General features: G+C 34.7%; 15 protein-coding genes. 4 read left to right on the top strand and 11 right to left on the bottom strand.

The annotated features are described in order from the left end of the window. Positions 1-61: 61 nt before the first annotated feature. The 3 genes from purL to ACN0QX_RS05905 all read right to left on the bottom strand — a co-directional run bounded on the left by purL (position 62) and on the right by ACN0QX_RS05905 (position 6982). Positions 62-3751, bottom strand: a complete 3690-nt coding sequence (gene purL / locus ACN0QX_RS05915) for a phosphoribosylformylglycinamidine synthase (RefSeq protein ID WP_417195863.1) — start codon at positions 3749-3751, stop codon at positions 62-64. Between the two features lie 165 nt (positions 3752-3916). After that, on the bottom strand, positions 3917-5758 hold the full coding sequence (locus tag ACN0QX_RS05910; protein WP_417195862.1) for an endonuclease: 1842 nt from the start codon (positions 5756-5758) through the stop codon (positions 3917-3919). A gap of 12 nt (positions 5759-5770) precedes the next feature. Next, positions 5771-6982 carry an RsmB/NOP family class I SAM-dependent RNA methyltransferase gene (locus ACN0QX_RS05905; RefSeq protein WP_417195861.1) on the bottom strand — a complete coding sequence of 404 codons (1212 nt, stop codon included), beginning with the start codon at positions 6980-6982 and terminating at the stop codon, positions 5771-5773. A 158-nt stretch (positions 6983-7140) separates the two neighbouring features. Between ACN0QX_RS05905 and ACN0QX_RS05900 the strand changes: the two genes are divergently transcribed. Next, a complete protein-coding gene (locus ACN0QX_RS05900) occupies positions 7141-8193 on the top strand; it encodes a WD40/YVTN/BNR-like repeat-containing protein (RefSeq protein WP_417195860.1) in 1053 nt (350 codons plus the stop codon). A gap of 32 nt (positions 8194-8225) precedes the next feature. Here ACN0QX_RS05900 and ACN0QX_RS05895 read toward each other — a convergent pair whose 3' ends face one another. The 7 genes from ACN0QX_RS05895 to ACN0QX_RS05865 all read right to left on the bottom strand — a co-directional run bounded on the left by ACN0QX_RS05895 (position 8226) and on the right by ACN0QX_RS05865 (position 15020). After that, the gene (locus ACN0QX_RS05895) at positions 8226-8675 is read right to left on the bottom strand and encodes a sensor of ECF-type sigma factor (protein ID WP_417195859.1); all 450 of its coding nucleotides are present in this window, start codon (positions 8673-8675) and stop codon (positions 8226-8228) included. Between the two features lie 16 nt (positions 8676-8691). Beyond that, entirely contained in the window at positions 8692-9186 is a 495-nt protein-coding gene (locus ACN0QX_RS05890) for a hypothetical protein (RefSeq protein WP_248400468.1), read from the bottom strand. Positions 9187-9217: 31 nt separating this feature from the next. Then, entirely contained in the window at positions 9218-9760 is a 543-nt protein-coding gene (locus ACN0QX_RS05885) for an RNA polymerase sigma factor (protein WP_248400466.1), read from the bottom strand. 123 nt (positions 9761-9883) lie between these two features. Next, entirely contained in the window at positions 9884-11713 is a 1830-nt protein-coding gene (locus ACN0QX_RS05880; protein ID WP_417195858.1) for an ABC transporter ATP-binding protein, read from the bottom strand. Next, entirely contained in the window at positions 11714-13444 is a 1731-nt protein-coding gene (locus ACN0QX_RS05875; RefSeq protein ID WP_417195857.1) for a phospho-sugar mutase, read from the bottom strand. 60 nt (positions 13445-13504) lie between these two features. Next, the gene (locus ACN0QX_RS05870; protein ID WP_417195856.1) at positions 13505-14446 is read right to left on the bottom strand and encodes a glycosyltransferase family 2 protein; all 942 of its coding nucleotides are present in this window, start codon (positions 14444-14446) and stop codon (positions 13505-13507) included. A 43-nt stretch (positions 14447-14489) separates the two neighbouring features. Next, entirely contained in the window at positions 14490-15020 is a 531-nt protein-coding gene (locus tag ACN0QX_RS05865) for a DUF4199 domain-containing protein (RefSeq protein ID WP_248400458.1), read from the bottom strand. Positions 15021-15305: 285 nt separating this feature from the next. On the opposite strand from ACN0QX_RS05865, the gene ACN0QX_RS05860 reads away from it, so the two are divergent. Continuing rightward, entirely contained in the window at positions 15306-15557 is a 252-nt protein-coding gene (locus ACN0QX_RS05860; protein ID WP_248400456.1) for a type B 50S ribosomal protein L31, read from the top strand. A gap of 77 nt (positions 15558-15634) precedes the next feature. Then, entirely contained in the window at positions 15635-16810 is a 1176-nt protein-coding gene (locus tag ACN0QX_RS05855; protein WP_417195855.1) for a GlmU family protein, read from the top strand. Between the two features lie 30 nt (positions 16811-16840). On the opposite strand, the gene ACN0QX_RS05850 is transcribed toward ACN0QX_RS05855, so the two are convergent. Then, a complete protein-coding gene (locus ACN0QX_RS05850) occupies positions 16841-18424 on the bottom strand; it encodes an ABC transporter substrate-binding protein (protein ID WP_417195854.1) in 1584 nt (527 codons plus the stop codon). Between the two features lie 55 nt (positions 18425-18479). Between ACN0QX_RS05850 and ACN0QX_RS05845 the strand changes: the two genes are divergently transcribed. After that, positions 18480-19391: a T9SS type A sorting domain-containing protein gene (locus ACN0QX_RS05845; protein ID WP_417195853.1), complete on the top strand. Its 912-nt coding sequence runs from the start codon at positions 18480-18482 to the stop codon at positions 19389-19391. The last annotated feature ends 120 nt before the right edge of the window (positions 19392-19511 follow it).

The raw sequence follows: 19511 nt of genomic DNA, 5'->3' as shown, positions 1-19511 counted from the left end.
CAGAAAAAAAGGAGCTTGAAATATCCAAGCTCCTTGATTAGTAATTAATTATACTTTTAAATTATTTATTCATAATCCATTTTTTAGCATTTTCAAATGCTTCTAGCCAAGGAGACACTTCATCTTTTCGGCCTTCTGGATAATTTGCCCAGTTCCATTGGAATGTTGAGCGCTCAATATGCGGCATGGTTACTAAATGTCTTCCTGTTTTATCACACATCATAGCCGTATTAAAATCTGAACCATTAGGATTTGCAGGATAACCTTCGTAGCCATATTTAGCAACAATGTTATAATCTTTCTCCTTGTTAGGTAGACTAAATTTACCTTCGCCATGAGATATCCAAACGCCTAATTTGCAGCCTTCTAAACTGGATAACATAACAGAATTGTTCTTTTGGATTTCCACAGAAGTAAATGAACTTTCGTGTTTTTTGGAATTATTATACGTTAATTTTCCATGTGTATCATGGTCTGGATTAACCAATTCCAGTTCCATCCAAAGTTGTGCGCCATTGCAAATACCAACAGAAAGTGTGTCTTCACGTTTAAAGAAATTCTTTAAAGCTGTGTTGGCTTTTTCATTGTATTTAAAAGCACCTGCCCAACCTTTAGCAGAACCTAATACATCTGAATTTGAAAAACCACCAACAGCTCCAATAAATTGAATATCTTCAAGTGTTTCACGACCAGAAATTAAATCGGTCATATGAACATCCTTCACATCAAATCCAGCTAAATACATGGCGTTAGCCATTTCGCGTTCAGAGTTTGAACCTTTTTCTCGTAGAATAGCGGCTTTTGGGCGAGATTCTTCACTAGCGTTCTGAATGGCAGGAAGTTTCCCAATAAAATGTTTAGGGAATATATATTCTAATGGTTGGTTTTTATAATTATCAAATCTGTCTTGTGCCAAACCGTTTGCCGTTTGTTTTTGATCCAATAGGAAAGATGTTTTATACCAAACATCACGTAGTCTTGAAATGGTTAATGTGAAAACTTCATCATCATTAATAATGCTTAACACATCACTTTCTTGAATGGTTCCTATATTGAAGAATTCAATATTTGCATCTGTTAATATCTGTTCAATTGAATCATCAGCTGCTTGAAAAACAATTCCTGCATTTTCAGAGAAAAAGAGCTTGATAGAATCTGTTTCAGCCAAGTCCGTTAGATTTAATTCGGCTCCTAAATTCACATCTGCAAAACACATTTCTAAAAGTGTTGTAATTAAACCACCTGAAGCTACATCATGTCCTGCAACAATTTTGTCAGCTTTAATTAAATCCTGAATAGTATTAAAAACGGTTTTTACAAATTCTGGATTTGTTACATCTGGTGTTTCATTTCCAATGGCATTTAAGGTTTGGTTGAATGAACTTCCACCTAATTTAAAATCATCTTGAGAAATGTTGATATAATAGATGTTTCCCGCATTTTTTTGAAAAACAGGCTCTACAACTTTGGTAATATCATTACAATTTCCAGCAGCTGAAATAATAACCGTTCCAGGGGAAATAACGTCTTCATTTGGATATTTTTGCTTCATGGAAAGTGAATCTTTTCCAGTGGGAACATTAATTCCTAAATCGATGGCAAATTCTGAAACCGCTTCAACAGCTTCATATAGCCGTGCATCTTCACCTTCATTTTTACAAGGCCACATCCAGTTGGCAGACAATGAAACACTTTCTAATCCATCTTTTAAAGGCGCCCAAATAATATTGGTAAGCGATTCTGTAATGGCATTTCTACTGCCAGCTTTTGGTGAAATTAATCCTGAAATAGGTGCATGACCAACAGATGTTGCAATGCCTTCTTTTCCTTTATAATCCAAAGCCATAACGCCACAGTTATTCAAGGGCAATTGTAAGGGGCCAGCACATTGTTGCTTGGCTACTTTTCCTCCAACACAACGATCTACTTTATTAGTTAACCAATCTTTACAAGCCACAGCTTCTAACTGTAAAACTTGATCTAAATAGATGAGTACGTTTTTCGATTTATATCTTGGATTCTTATATTTTCTGACAACCGTATTATCTGTCATGATGGTTTTAGGAGAGCTTCCAAACATATCTGCCAAGGCTAAATCCATAGGTTTTTCGCCAGTGGTTTTAGATTCAAACGTAAAACGGTCATCACCAGTAACATCGCCAACCGTGTACATTGGCGAACGCTCACGTTCTGCAATTTTTTGTAAGGTTTCAATATGTTTGTCAGATATCACTAATCCCATTCGTTCTTGAGACTCGTTTCCAATAATTTCTTTAGCCGAAAGGGTAGGATCTCCAACAGGTAATTTATCTAAATTAATTTTACCTCCAGTGTCTTCAACCAATTCACTTAAACAATTTAAGTGACCACCAGCACCATGATCGTGAATAGAAACAATAAAATTCTCATCACTTTCCACCATGCCACGAACTGCATTTGCAGCACGTTTTTGCATTTCTGGGTTGGAACGCTGAACAGCATTTAATTCAATTCCTGAAGAAAACTCTCCCGTATCTGCTGATGAAACGGCTGCGCCACCCATGCCAATTCGGTAGTTTTCTCCACCAAGAATAACTATTTTGTCGCCTTCTTTTGGTGTGTCTTTTATTGCTTGATCTGCTTTGCCATAACCAATGCCACCAGCTTGCATGATAACTTTATCATAGCCCAGTTTCCTTGCTTTTGCATTACTAGATGCTGTGTTTTCTTCGTGTTCAAATGTTAGCACAGAACCACAAATAAGTGGTTGTCCAAATTTGTTTCCAAAATCTGAAGCACCATTAGAGGCTTTAATTAAAATATCCATTGGTGTTTGGTACAACCAAGGACGTGCTTCCATTTTTTCTTCCCAAAATCTCTTTTCTTCCAATCGGGAATAGGCTGTCATATAAACAGCTGTTCCAGCCAATGGTAATGAGCCTTTTCCACCTGCTAATCGATCGCGAATTTCACCACCTGAACCTGTTGCAGCTCCATTAAAAGGCTCAACCGTTGTTGGGAAATTGTGTGTTTCTGCCTTAAGTGAAATAACAGAATCAAATTCTTTTATTTGGTAAAAATCAGGTTTGTCAGCCGTTTTAGGTGCAAACTGTTCTACTCGTGGGCCTTTTACAAAAGCCACGTTATCTTTATATGCTGAAACAATGGAGTTTGGATGTTGTTTAGATGTTTCTTTTATTAATTTAAAAAGTGAGCTTGGTTTTTCTTCACCATCAATTACAAAAGTGCCATTGAAGATTTTATGGCGACAATGCTCCGAATTTACTTGCGAAAAACCAAAAACTTCTGAATCGGTTAATGGTCTGCCTATTTTTTTGGAAACGCCTTCTAGGTATGCTATTTCTTCATCATTTAAAGCGAGTCCTTCTTGATGGTTGTAAGCCGAAATATTATCAATATTTAAAATAGCTTCTGGCTTAATATCAATAGAGAAAGAATCTTGATGTAACCCGTTGTATTTTTCCGAAATCATAGGATCATAATCCTTGAAATCTTCATCAGTTGCTTGAAACTCTTCAATACGGATAATACCTTCAATACCCATGTTTTGCGTGATTTCCACAGCATTGGTACTCCAAGGTGTAATCATGGCAGCGCGAGGTCCAACAAAAAAAGCATCTAGAGATGCTTGTTCTATTTTTGGTTGGTTGCCAAATAACCACACTAATTTAGATATGGTTTCGGTTGATAATTCTTTTGTTGCTTGAACAGCAAATATTTTGCTGTTTTGGTTTCCGAAGAAATGAATCATTATGTATGAGTTATAGTTGCCTTTCTATTCGTCTGGCAGGTTGTTTAAAATGCAAATTTACTTTTTTTCAACGTAATAATTACTATTTCTATTATTGAAAATGCCGAGTTATCCACGCTGTTATTAACCATAAAAAAAGCGACTTGTTAAAGTCGCTTTTTGAAATTATTTTTTAATGAGCTTTTTGCTTATTGTAGTTTCATTTTGTTTAATCCGCACAATGTACATACCACTACTTAACTGTTCGGTATTAATTATGTCCGATTTGTAGATAACTTTAGAGATTACCTTTTTACCAAGTACATTGTAAATGTCTATTTGCGTTTGGTTCGGGTAATTTAAGTTAATGTTTAAACTGTTTTTTACAGGGTTAGGGTACATATTAATATTCGAAATCGTAAAATCGTCCGTGCTTAAATTCGTATAACATGTCCAAGATAAATCATCGAAAGCAACCCTATTATCAGGGCCACTATTATCATCAATAACAATTGAAACAGAACCTTCAATATTTATATTTGGAATAGTAATAGTTTGTGCAACATCTTGATCGCCATAAGGAATAGTGCCTACAATTGTATTATTCACTTTTAAATTGAACGTTCCACTTGTACCTCCAAATACACGTTTTGTGGTTACGGTAAAACTACCTATACCTCCAGTTGTAGTTGGAGCTGTGAGGCTTCCGTCTCTAATAGTTATAGCTCTATTGGTAATAGTTTGATCTGTTCTGGCTTTTGTTGCCGTCCAGTCGCCACCATTGTCACCTGTCCAGGTTCTGGTAACGTAACTACCAGCGTTTGCAGGAATACTCTCAAACGTTTCCGCCATGCAATTAACACCCACACCATTGTCTGTTGTAGTTTCGCAAGCTTGGTTACTAAAACCTGATTCATTTCCTGCTGCATCTTTGGCTTTAATTGTAAAGCAATAGTTGGTGTCTGGTGTTAAACCAGGAACTGTAAAATTGGTGCCCGATGTATTAAAAGAATTAATGCCTTCAACATAAATATCGTAAGAAGTAACGGCAACATTATCAGTTGCAGCGGTCCAGTTTAAATCAATAGTATTATCGGTTGGATTAGATGCAATTAAGTTAGTAGGCATGGAAGGTGCTTCTGTATCTGGCGTTGGGTTCCAGATAGCATTTACATATTCAGGATGATCTACAAACGGGTTTCTATTAGATTGGTGGTTATAGAAAATATTATTATTTCTATCAATTTCTTTTTGGGAAACCGGATCCATAGCGTGCCATTGCAATAATATATTTAAGAAGGTTTCTTCAAAAACCACATCCGATGTCCCATTGAACATGGCGTAACCTCCCCAACCCGCAACTTGATCTTCATAACGGGTTGCAAAATAGAAATGAATACGAGCAATATCGCCTTTAAATTCATCAATTGGTTCAAAAACAGTTCCTGAATATCCCGCAGAATAGCCACTATTTAAATTTCCACCTAATTTGGAGCCGTTTTGTGTTGGATTTGTAATACCATTTTGGTTTGTTAAGTTGGAATCATCCACTCTTCCAAACGGAAAACTACCTCTAAATCCATTAACACGGCCATCAGTTGGTAGTAACTCATGTGCATCACTGCGCATTGGCGTTTGCTCATTAAAAACAGATTGCGGAATTACGTGCTCTTTATTGTAACAGTCACCTTCACTATTATAACTGCCACATTCGTCAGTTCCTGGGGTAAATGTGTATGGGTCTGGGCCATTAGGGTTTTCAGAATATGGGTCTAAAATAGTATTACTTCCCACTTCATAATAATTATCTAATTCATAGGTAGAAATAAAACCATCCATAGCATTGTAGCCTTGGTCATTATGGTAATACTCTGGTGTTAAACCGTCATCTGCTGTGTTAATTATGCGTTTTAATTGGGTTTTAAGCGTGTATCCTGTGCCAGTCGCTGAATTGTAATAATTAGTTGGAATCTGTGCAAAAGCAACGGTGCTTATTAATAAAACGAGTAGGGTGTAAAGTTTTTTCATGCTATTAATTTTTTATTTTTTTTGAAGTAAGGCCATATAAAATCCATCGAAACCAGTTTTCGAAGCTAATACTTTATTCTCTTTTACAAATGTAAAATCTTTTCCAGCTTCGGAAGCTAAAAATGTTTTAACTTGATTCTGATTTTCAGAAGGTAAAATGGAGCAGGTGGCATAAACCATTTGTCCTCCAGGCTTTACAATTCGGGAGTACTGTTGAAGAATTTCTTGTTGAGTAATTTTTATTTTATCTAAAAATGCGGGTTCTAATTTCCATTTCGCATCGGGGTTTCTTCGTAAAACGCCTAAACCAGAACAGGGTGCATCAATTAAAACACGATCGGCTTTATCATATAGTTTTTTAATGACTTTCGTGGAATCAATATGTCTTGGTTCAATATTGTGAGCGCCATTTCGTTTGGCACGACGTTTTAGTTCATTTAGTTTATTGGCATAAATATCTAATGCAATAATTTGCCCTTTATTTTCCATTAAGGATGCTATATGCAATGTTTTTCCTCCGGCGCCAGCGCAGGTGTCTACCACGCGCATTCCAGGCTCCACATTTAAAAATTCCGCAACTAGTTGAGATGATGCATCTTGCACCTCAAAATGTCCGTTTTTAAAGGCATCGGATGTAAACACATTGGCACGTTCTTTTAATCTTAAAGCGTTTGGGTAGTCTTTGATAAATTCTGTGTCAATTTCTAAATCGAATAATTCAGCTTGTAGTTTTTCCTTGGTTGTTTTAAGTGTATTAACACGCAAAACAACATCTGCTTGCTCATTTAAAGCAGCAATTTCTTTAGTCCAAGCCGCTTCGCCTAATTCTTTAACACCTAACTCATCCATCCAATCTGGAATAGATTCTTTAAATTTTCTAATTTTAGACAATTCATCAAAACGGCCTTTAATTTTACGTGAAGGTGTGTTTTCAAAATATTTCCAATCGGGTAATTTAATACCTCTTAAAGTTGCCCATACGGCAAAAACACGCCATAAATCTTCACGGCTATACGGTTCTTTTACCTCTGCGATTTCAGAATATAAGCGTTTCCACCTTACAATGTCGTAGGTTGTTTCTGCTACAAAACCACGATCGCGACTTCCCCAACGTTTATCGCGTTTTAATAATTGCTGTATGACTTTATCAGCATATTTCCCTTCATTAAATATTAGTGTTAAACCATCTATAACGGCAAAACATAAGTTTCTGTGTAATCGCATTCTGTATATATGTATTGCATTCCGAAACTGTTTTCTAAAACGTTTCCAAAATACTTTTTAGTTATTTAAAAGCATGCAAAGGTACACAAAGTTTATTTCTTTAGAAGTTTATCTAAATATTCGTTTAGCTTTTCTATTTTTATACAAAATAACTCATCATGAAAAATTTGTTTCTAGTTTTAATAGTACTAACAATTGTGGCTTGTAAGAATGATTCAAAAAAATATGCGTTGCCTATTTCAAGCGTTGAAATTGAAACGATATTAGAAGATTCTACCTTGAGTATTCGTGCTTTACAGATACTAGATTCTAAAAGCTTGGCCTTTGGCGCAAATAATAATACCTATGGGTTATGTGATATGGAGTCGAATAAATGGTTAATTTCAGAACAGACTCATGACTCATTAAATTTAGAGTTTCGAGCAATAGGGAATAATTCTGAAGATTTTTTTATGTTGAATGTAGGAAGTCCCGCATTAATGTTTAAAACATCTAATTCAGGAATTATGGAATTAGTATATAAAGAGGTTCATGAGAAGGTGTTTTATGATGCTATGGCATTTTGGAATAAACAAGAAGGTATTGCCATCGGTGATGCTACAGATACTTGTTTAAGTATTATTATTACCAGAGATGGTGGTAATACATGGCAAAAAATTCCGTGTGATAAGTTGCCAGATGCAAGCAATGGTTCCGCCGCTTTTGCTGCGAGTAATACCAACATTGTGGTAAAAGGGTCAAAGGCCTGGGTTGCAACAGGTGGGAAGGTAAGTACGGTATTATATTCGGGAGATAAAGGTGAAACATGGGAAGTTTTTCAGACACCTATTATTCAAGGATTAGAGACTACAGGTATGTATTCTATTGATTTTTATGATGACATGATTGGTTTTGCTATTGGTGGTGATTACACCAAGCCTGACAATAATTCAGCTAATAAAATTAGAACAATAGATGGCGGAAAAACATGGGAATTAGTTGCTGAAAACAAAGAACCTGGTTATCGCAGTTGTGTCCAGTATATTCCAAATAGTGACGGTAAAGAATTGCTAGCTGTTGGATTTAAAGGCATGGATTATTCCAATGATAATGGTACAACATGGACACACCTGTCAGACGAAGGATTTTATTCCATTCGTTTTTTAAATGATAGTGTTGCTTATGCATCGGGACAAGGCAGGGTTAGTAAACTTCTTTTTAAACGAAACTAATAAAAAAAGCAGCCAGTTGGCTGCTTTTTTTATTAAGGCGTGTTTTTGGACTTTCCGTGTCGGTTTTTATATTCTTCAAACATTTTACGTTTAAAATCATCTTCTACTTTTTTTAGTAAAACAACTTTTTTAGCCGGTAAAACGGTTTGTAAGTCTTTCATGTATTTCTGATAAGACTGATATCTTTTCTCGTAAAGCAATTCCATTTCCTTAATTAAACTTTTGGCGTTGCTTTCCGTTAAATTTTCCATATCTATATCTTTTCGCCTATCAGATACGTCGTGGCGAAGTTTATTGTGATCTTCCTCAAACTTATTATATATAGGCCAGAATTTCTGTGCTTCGGTTTGGGTCAAATTTAATTTTTCTGTGATATAAGCTACTTTTAAGGTTTTAATTTTTTCATGATGGGCATCACGATTTTGTGAAAAGCCAACTGTGCTAAACAATACAGTTGCTAATATTAAAATTGTCTGTTTCATTTTGTATGTTTTAGTCTTATTCAAGGTCTTCTAATTCTGAATTGTTATACAAATAACTTTCTAATGACACATCGCTTAAAGCGTCTGTGTAAATAGCATCTTCAAAAGCTGAAGGATCAATAATAAGGTTGTTTAAGGTTGATGATTCATAATCATTTGAAAGGATATAATCTTCAATACTTTCGTTATCTAATGATGAAAAACTAACCGGTTTATTAAAATCTGGCAAACTTATCACTAAAATGGCAATAGCAGCAATACTAGCAGCGTAGAGCCAGGTTTTTTTAGAGAAGAGCGGAATAACCTTTGTTTCCGTTTTTTCTTCTGAAACTATATCAAGTTTTGGAACTTGGAACGTTTCAAAATAATTTTCTGGTACCTTAAAACCCGATGCCTTACTTTGTTCCTTAAGAGCTATTTCACTTAAAAGTGTTTCCTCAAAATTCTTGAAGTAGTTATCCGGTGTTTTAAAACCTGTTTTTTTTATAGTATGTAATTTACTGTTTTTCATTACTGTTTAGACTCAAATTTCTTAAAAAGGTTTAATCGTTCAGTAAGTAGTCCTCTACTTTTTTAACCGCAATGTGATATGATGCTTTTAAAGCGCCTTCACTAGTTTCTAAAATTTCAGACATGTCTTTGTATTTTAAATCTTGAAAGTACTTCATATTAAAAACGAGTTGTTGCTTTTCGGGTAACCTAGCAATAGCTCGCTGTAATTTTAGTTGAATATCATCTCCTTCAAAATACACATCAGCTTGTAAATTTGCTATTGCTAAATCCTGAACTTCCTCATTGGTAATTTGCATCTCTTTAGCGCGCTTATTTATAAATGTTAAGGCTTCATTAGTTGCAATCCGGTACATCCAAGAAAATAATTTGCTGTCACCTTTAAAGTTATCAATATTTCGATAAATTTTTATGAAGGTATTCTGCAGAACATCATCTGTATCGTCGTGCGATTTAACAAAATGACGAATATGCCAATATAGTCGCTCTTTGTATTGCGTTACCAAATCGTTGAAAGCGACATGACGTTTGCTTTCAGACTTTAAATCGGCTACTAATTGGGTTTCGGAATTCACAAATCGATTTTTACTTTAGACTAGCAGAAGGTAAAAAAGTTTAATGAGACTTTGTAAAAAAAACGATCGTCTTCAGCGAACCGAAGGATTGGAACAGAAAATATAGCGTAAGAAGACTAGAGTCTACTCAAAACTTTGCATTTCTACCAACCTGCGGTACATGCCATTTTTGTCTATTAATTCGGTATGTGTTCCTTGTTCCACAATCTGACCATGTTGCATAACAACAATTAAATCGGCATTCTGAATAGTGGATAAACGGTGTGCAATAACAATAGATGTTCGGTTTTTCATCATGTTCTCAAGCGCCACTTGCACCAATCGTTCGCTTTCGGTATCTAAAGCTGAAGTGGCTTCATCCAGAATCATTATCGGTGGGTTTTTAAGAACAGCTCTAGCTATACTTAAACGCTGCTTTTGTCCGCCAGAAAAATTATTTCCAGCATCGCCAACATTGGTATTAATTCCATTGGGTAGCTCTTGAACAAACTCCCAAGCATTGGCTATTTTTAAAGCATCAATAACTTCCGTATCTGTTGCACCTGGTTTACCAATTAATAGGTTGTTTTTTATAGAATCGTTAAATAAAATGGAATCTTGGGTTACTAATCCCATTTGGTCTCTTAAGGACTTTTTAGTCATGTTTTTTATATCGATACCATCTATAGTAATATTGCCTTCATTTACATCGTAAAATCGGGTAACCAAATTCGCAATAGTACTTTTGCCACTACCAGATTGCCCAACAAGCGCCAAGGTTTTACCCTTTGCTACTTGCACGCTAAAGTTTTTTAGAACCAGATCATTATCGTATTTAAACGAAATATTATTGATAGAAACTTTATCTTTAAAATCCTTGAAATCTATGGCATCAGGATTATCTTCCATGTTGTCTTCTTCATGTAGAATTTCGAAAACACGATCGGCAGCTGCCATTCCATTTTTAACTTTATAACTGGCCTTACTAATAGCTTTTGCTGGCGTTAAAATACCGTAAGCAAGTAACATGAAACCTATAAATGTTGTACCTTCAATAACTTCATCAATAAGTACTAATTTTCCACCGTACCATAGTAATACGGCTATGGTAATGATTCCTAAAATTTCGCTGATAGGACCAGCAAGGTTATTTTTAAGACCTATACTATTGGATAATTTTAAAAGTTTACTTGCCGAGTTTCTGAAGTTTTCTTTAAAAAGCGGTTCTGCATTATAGCTTTTTACAATTTTTAAACCGGTTAAAGTTTCTTCAACTATAGAAATTAATCTACCAGATTCTTGTTGCGCTGTTAAAGACTCACTTTTAAGTCTTTTTCCAATTCTAGAAATTATAAATCCAGCAGTTGGAATAAACACTAAAACAAAGAGTGATAAGCGCCAGTTTATATAAAACATGGTTCCTAAAGCAAAAATTATGTTTAAAGGCTCCCTTACTATTAATTCTAAAACAATAAATAAGGAGTTTTGCATTTCGCCAATGTCACCTAAAATACGCGCCATGACATCTCCTTTTTGTCTTTTGGAGTAGAATTTTAATGGTAAATTAATAATATTGTCATACATATCGTTACGCAAATCTGTTAACACACCATTTTTAAGAAACATAACATGTTGACTTGCTAGATAACCAAAAAGGTTTTTTAGCGCAAAAGTGCAAATAACAATGGCAATAACGATAACCAAAGCCATTTGGGCATTATTATCATCCAGATAACCGCTTATTTTGAAGTTTAACAAATCATTGGCGTAATTCTTTAAGTCGCCAATACCATTCCAAATTGGTGCTTCTGTTACTCTATTGGTTTTATCGAATAACACATTAAGCATAGGGATTAATGCTACAAAAGAAAGAGTTGTAAATAGGGCATTTAAGATATTAAAAATCACATTTAAAACAACGTGCTTTTTATAAGTCTTAATAAATGGTAATAGCTGGATTATTATTTTTTTCATCTAGTTTAGATTCATCTCCTTCAAAATTGCATCAATTTTGTTTTCCAATTTCTGTTCCGTTGCTTGAAACGCTGACACATTGTCCAGAGTGGTATTAACGCTAATGTAAAACTTAATTTTGGGTTCAGTGCCACTTGGTCTTAAAGCTATTTGACTACCATCTTCCAAATAATAAATAAGCACATTGGATTTTGGCACATGAATTTGTTCAATATAGCCATTGCTTAATTGCCTGGATTGTGATAATTGATAATCTTCAATTTTCATAACTTTAGATCCATTCACCTTTTCTAAAGGGTTTTCCCGTGCATCATACATCATCTGTTTGATTTCTTGAGCACCTTCAATACCTTTTTTAGTGATAGAAACTAAACGTTCTTTATAAAAGCCATGTTCTATATATAAGTTGATTAATGCTTCATAAATGGAGCTGCCTTGTGCTTTTGCTTGGGCTGCAATTTCGCAAGCCAAAAGAGTTGCGGTAACAGCATCTTTATCGCGAACAAAATCGCCAACCATAAACCCGAAACTTTCTTCACCACCACCAATAAAATTAAGTTCTGGAAAGTCTTTTATCATTTTAGCTATCCATTTAAATCCGGTTAAGCCAATTTTACATTCCACCTGATATGCATCTGCTAACTGTTGCATCATAGGTGTGGATACAATGGTAGAGCCAATAAACTCCTTACCTTTAATTTTGTCCGCTTTTTTCCATTGCTTTAACAAAAATTCCGTCATGATTATCATGGCTTGATTACCATTAAGGATAATCATTTCATTATCTAAATCTCTAACAGCTACACCAACCCGATCACTATCGGGATCGGTACCGATAACAATATCAGCTTGTACTTTTTCAGCTAATTCCAAAGCCATTTTTAAGGCTGCTGGTTCTTCAGGATTTGGCGATTTTACCGTAGGAAAATCACCGTCTGGTTTGGCTTGCTCTTCAACAATATGAACTTGATTATAACCCGCTCGTTTTAAGGTTTCCGGAATAATAGTAATAGATGTGCCATGTAAGGAAGTGAAAACAATATTCAGATTATCTTTTGCTTTTTGATGTGTATTAAAACTTCCATTTTTAACGGAAGCATTAATGAATACATTATCTAGAGCTTCACCAATATAATTAATTAACGGTTCTTGCGCTTCAAAATTAATTTCAGCATATTCTAATCGATTAATTTCGGCAATAATTTCAGCATCTTGCGGTGGTACTAATTGGCCACCATCTTGCCAATACACTTTAAAACCGTTGTATTCTGGCGGATTATGAGATGCCGTTAAAACTATGCCGCAGTGGCATTTTAAATATTTTAGGGTGAAGGATAATTCTGGTGTTGGACGTAAATCTTCGAATAAAAAGACTTCAATATTATTGGCTGAAAAAACATCAGCAACCAATTTGGCTAAAGATTGGCTGTTATGTCGGCAATCGAAAGCAATGGCAACTTTTATAATTTCGCCAGGAAAGCTTTGTTTTAAATAGTTGCTTAAGCCTTGTGTGTTTTTTCCCAGTGTATATTTGTTAATTCGGTTGGTCCCGATTCCCATAATACCGCGCATACCTCCAGTTCCAAACTCTAAATCTTTATGGAAAGCTTCCTGCAATTCCGCGGGATTGGTGGCGATTAAGTTTTTTATATATTCTTGAGTCTCTGTATCAAAAGTAGGCGTTAACCATGTGTTTATACGCGCTAATAATTCAGGTTTAATATGTATCATAGTTAAAATAAAGTAGCGTACAATAGTACGAAATTCATAAAAATGTGTGCTAGATAACTGTTAAATAGCATCTTTTATTAAATACCGCTTTCTGTTTTCTTTGGTTCGCAATATAATTTCGCCTAGAAAGCCAGCAACAAAAAATTGCGTACCAATTATCATGGTTACCAAAGCAATAAAAAACTGTGGTCTGTCTGTAATAAGACGACCATCAGGATTTAAAAATAGTTTATCAATTCCTAAATAAAAGGAAAATGCAAATCCAATAGCAAACATCATGACGCCAAGTGCACCAAATAAATGCATGGGTCTTCTTCCAAATCTGGAAATAAACCATATGGTAATTAAATCTAGAAAACCGTGAATAAAACGATCCATTCCAAATTTTGTTTCGCCATACTTTCTAGCTTGATGCTGCACCACTTTTTCACCAATTTTAGTAAAGCCTGCATTTTTTGCTAATACCGGAATATAACGATGCATTTCACCATTTACATCAATGTTTTTTACCACATTTCGTCGGTATGCTTTTAGTCCGCAATTAAAATCATTGAGTTTAACACCCGACGTTTTTCGAGCTGCCCAATTGAACAATTTAGACGGCATATTTTTAGAAAGAACGGCGTCGTAGCGTTTTTTCTTCCAACCGGAAACCATGTCAAAACCTTCCGATAGAATCATATTGTATAAATCAGGAATTTCTTCTGGATTGTCCTGAAGATCGGCATCCATGGTAATTACAACATCGCCTTGTGCTTTTTCAAAACCAGCGTGTAAAGCTTGGGATTTTCCAAAATTCCTTAAAAACTGAATGCCTTTTACTGCGTTATTTCTTTCGGAAAGCTGTTGAATGATTTTCCAAGAATCATCTGTGCTGCCATCATCAATAAAAAGGATTTCATAAGAAAAATGATTGGATTGCATAACTTTTGCAATCCAATCATGTAGTTCTATTAAAGACTCTTGTTCGTTAAGTAGTGGTATGACTACTGATATATTCATGTACGTGATTTCATATGTGAAACACCAAAAGTAACGAAATTATTTAAGCTTGTATATCTTCTTTTTTAACAACCAAAGCTACAATAAGGCCAACGACGCTAAATCCGACTAATTGAAATGCTAAAGCTTGTAAAATATTACCCAAGGAGTACATGTCTTCTTGCTTTTCCATTTCTTCAACTATTTGGGCAATAGATTCTTCTGGCGCACCAAAGCCACGCATCATTTCAACCTGTGAGGCAAGTATTTTTTCTTGTAATATTCCTGACGCTTCTGGATCCACAATATTGAAAATTACATAACTAACAACGGTGCTAATCACTAAACCTATAAGGACTGTGATAAAAAAAGATGTAAAAGCACCTTTAAAGCTAATAAAGCCATTTAGTGCACCTCTTGATTTTGTTGAAGACATAACACCCAAAACAATAACCAAAATCATCATGGCAATTCCAAACCACCATTTCGTAAATAAATCTAGGCTTATGGCATAAGCCATAACAGTTAATAATGATAAAATTCCGCCAAGGTACAGACCGAAATTAATTGCAATTGATTTAGTAGATGTTTCCATTTTGTTAATTTCTTTTAGTTGATTATAAAAAGTTAGTAAACAAATATAGCAAAACGTTACAATAAACTGTATTTTAAATAAGCTCTATTGTGTAATTATGGGAAGTTGTTTACTTTTGCATATTGAAGAGAAAAGTGTAAAAAAGCAATAAGAAAATAGAGGTAAGACTGAATAATTTAGTAATATGACATATTTCATATAAATAAATTAAAAAAGTATTGCATAGTTATTAAAATTGCCTAAATTTGCACTTCGAAAAAAGTTAAGATATTAAAGCATTTAGCGATGAAAAAAGAAATACATCCAGAAAATTATAGAGTAGTAGCGTTTAAAGACATGTCTAACGACGACGTTTTTTTAACAAAATCTACAGCAAACACGAACGAAACTTTAGAAGTGGAAGGTGTTGAATATCCATTAATTAAAATGGAGATTTCTAGAACATCACACCCTTTTTACACAGGTAAATCTAAATTAATTGATACGGCTGGTCGTATTGACAAGTTTAAAACTAAATACGCTAAATTTAAAAAATAAATTTAGTCTAAAATATATTTCTAAAAGCCTTTCAACTATTGAAAGGCTTTTTTTATTTTTACCAAAAAGCATATAACATGAACTACATTCTTTTTGATGGTCCTTCGCGCAATAATTTATTGCCATTTACATACACGCGTCCGGTTGCCGATATTCGTATTGGTATATTAACTATTCGTGAGAAATGGGAACTTTATTTAGGCTCTACAACCACGACAGTCACTGAAGAGTATTTATCGGACAAATACCCAATGGTTGAAATGGAGCAGAATGTCATGATTAATGCATCCTATTTACCTAATGATGAATTGGTAGCCATGATTACAGATTTAAGTGAAAACCAAGCTATTTTTAAGGATGAGGATGTAATTGCTTTTTACACGAAAGAATCTCAAGAGGAGGTTAATTTTGATTCTTATGAGGCCATTGAGTATACTGATTCGCTTTTAAAAGTTGAAAATACATGGGATATTTTTTCTAAAAACGGCGAAGCGATTCAAGATGATTTTGAACTACTAACAACGAATAGAAAATCGCAACCCATTCCAGCAACGGTAAATACCATTCATCCGGAATCTATTTTTATTGAAGAAGGTGCCAAACTGGATTTTGTAACCTTGAATGCTACAAATGGGCCAATATATATAGGTAAGGATGCCGAAGTTATGGAAGGAAGCGTTATTCGCGGACCTTTTGCTTTATGTGATCATGCAACCGTGAAAATGGCTTCTAAAATTTACGGCCCAACAACGGTTGGACCTCATAGTAAGGTGGGAGGAGAGGTTACTAATTCTGTAATTTTTGCATATTCTAATAAAGGTCATGATGGATTTTTAGGAAATTCTGTTATTGGCGAATGGTGCAATTTAGGTGCCGATACTAATAACTCGAATTTAAAAAACAATTATGCGGAAGTGCGCCTGTGGGATTACCAAAAAGAAGGATTTGCAAAAACAGGTTTACAATTCTGTGGACTCATGATGGGTGACCACAGTAAATGTGGTATTAACACCATGTTTAATACGGGAACGGTTGTAGGTGTTAGTGCTAATATTTTTGGGAGTGGATTTCCACGAAATTTCGTGCCAAGTTTTTCTTGGGGAGGAAGCAGTGGGTTTACAACTTATTTAACCAAAAAAGCTTTTGAAGTTGCCGAAGTTGTTATGTCACGACGCGATATAGAATTTACGGAACAAGATGCCGCTATTTTGGAGCATGTATTTGAAGAAACCAAACGATTTAGAAGAGAATAGCGTCTAAAAATTTCACCTCTTTCATTAAATTCAATTAGTCTTTTTCACGTGTTTTAACTCCAATAAGTTAATGGGGTTGATACCCAAACCCGAAATGTTTTTCCTTGTAAATCGGACAACTTCATCATAAAACATAGGTACAACAGGTGCAGAGGCCATAACTAAACTATCCATTTTGGTGTAAAGCCGTTCTCTTTCTAAAGTGTTAGTTTCTGTAAAAGCCTGTTCATACCAAGCATCAAACTGGTCATTTTTATAATGTGTGTAATTAGGACCATTAGGTGCAAAATTTTTGCTGTAGTAGAGTGATAAATAATTTTCAGCATCTGGATAATCTGCTACCCAGCTAGCGCGAAACATATCTAATTTACCATTTGCTTTAGAGTCTTTTAAACTAGAAGCAGGAATTACATTAATAGAAACTAATAGACCAGTTTTTTGGAGTTCTCTCTGGATATACTCGCAAAAACTTAAATAATTACTGGTGGTTGTAATCGTGATTTCAGGGTTTCTATTTCCAGTTTCTGTTTTAAATTGTTCAACCAATTCTTTTGCTTTTTCAGGCTGATAATTAAATCCGGATTTTTGACTATAACCAGGTAAGCCTTTTGGAATGAATCCGCCATGAGCTGGAATACCAACGCCATTCCGCAAGTAAATCATCATTTTCTCTCTGTCAAAACCATAATTTACTGCTTTTCTAATATATTCTGATTGTATTTCCGCAACGTCAGAATCCATATAAAACGCCAAATATTCCGTATTTAAATAAGGACCACGTATCATGTTTACATCATTGGCATAATTGTCACGAAGTGTTCCATTGGCTGTTAGAATTTCATCCTTATATGATGCATCCAAACCAGATACATAGTCTATGTTTCCTTGTGCAAATTGTAAAAATTCACTTTGCTTATCCGGAAGAAATGTTATGGCAATAGCTTCTAAATACGGAAGCTTTTTACCTTGTTTATCAAATTCGAAATAATTAGTATGCTTTCTGAAAACGAGCTTTAAGTTTTCTTCCCATCGTTTAAATTTAAAGGGACCAGTACCAATTGGATGTGCTCTAAAATCAGTGCCATAATGTTCTACAATTTCCTTCGGAACTACGGAACAATACTTCATGGTTAGTAAACCTAAAAAAGCAGGAAAGGGCTGTGTCAGTTTTATTTCGAAAATAGAATCATTAACCGCATAAAAGTCCTCTACTTTATTTAACACCCAGCTACCAGGCGATGCAATTTGTTTGTCTTTTATTCGGTTAAAGCTGTATTCAAAATCGGAAGCCTTTACCGTTCTGGTAGAATCCTCACCAAATAATCCATGATTATGAAAATACACGTCATGACGTAAGGTAAATGTATAGGTTTTAGCACTATCTGAAACTACCCAGTTTTTAGCAATACTTGGTTTAACGTTTAAGCTGTCATCCATTTCCACCAAACCATTAAAAAGCTGATTAGTTGCCCAAATATCTGCCAAATCTTTAGAAAAGGCAGGATCTAAAGAACTGATGTTTTTATGCTCATTATACCTAAATATATTTGTTAGCTCCTGTTTATCAGACGAACATCCTAAAAAGAGCAAAAAAATAACAGTGTAATATTTCATGATTATCAATTAGATTGTCTATATTTAGCGGTTATAAATCTAAAACTTTAAAATTATGAAAAAAAATTACATTTTACCTTTATTGTTATGTTTACTTACTTGGGCATCCCATGCACAAGCTGTAGTTATAGATCAACCTGTGAACGCAGCAGGAAGTGCACTTGTTAGTTTTCAAGGGAACGATGGCGTTGGAGTATATGTTTCAGATGACTTTGTTCTGCCTAGTAATACTATTTTAGGAGAGATTGATATTTATGGACTATTAAGTAATACGGTTAATTTTACAAATTTATTAAGCTTTAATGTTTTTATTTATGCTGATAATGCAGGTGTACCAAATGGTAATCCTAGTGTTCCTGGAACAGGTGTTGTTGAACTTTCTGGAATTTCGGCAACTGACTTCACATTAAATGAAGATGGTGCTGGTGCAGCCAACTTTACAGTCCGTGTTACAGATGCTAATGGAGGAACGCAAATTACATTACCAGCAGGAACATATTGGATTGCGGCATTTCCAACTGTAAATGAAGCTTTTTCTACTACAGGATTGAACAGGTGGAACTGGTTTGGCTCAACTGCTGCGGTTTCTGGTGAAGAACCTGTATTAATAGACCCATCTAATTTATTTGGGGCTGGAGCGACGAATTGGACAAATATTTCTGGTTTACTTGGTGAATCTTTTCCAAGTTCAGGATTTCAAATTAGAGATGAGGCGCCACTTTCTGTAAAAGATTTTTCAATGGAAAAAATCTCTGTAACGCCTAACCCGGCTCAAAATTATATTCATATTAATTTTCCACAGTCAGTTTCTAATTTCTCAACGGAGTTATATGACATTGCTGGAAAATTAGTTTTAAAATCTAATAATATTGAAAGACTAAATATAGGTAAATTACACACTGGTGTATATATTTTAAAAGTAGCTACGGATACTGGTTCAGTTACTAAACGAATTATAAAGAGTTAATATCGTAACTAATAAAACTTAAAAAGGCGTGCTTTAATTAAAGCACGCCTTTTTTGTTGTTTTTCTATCAATTATAAAAAAAAGTGGCGTTGGCAGGAAAAATAAATAGGTATGTTCCCA

The sequence above is a fragment of the Bizionia sp. genome (assembly GCF_048259285.1).
In the GTDB taxonomy this organism is placed as follows: Bacteria; Bacteroidota; Bacteroidia; order Flavobacteriales; family Flavobacteriaceae; genus Algorimicrobium; species Algorimicrobium hallyeonense.
The sequence above is the reverse complement of the archived record's forward strand: the minus strand, read 5'-3'. Positions and strand labels throughout refer to the sequence as shown.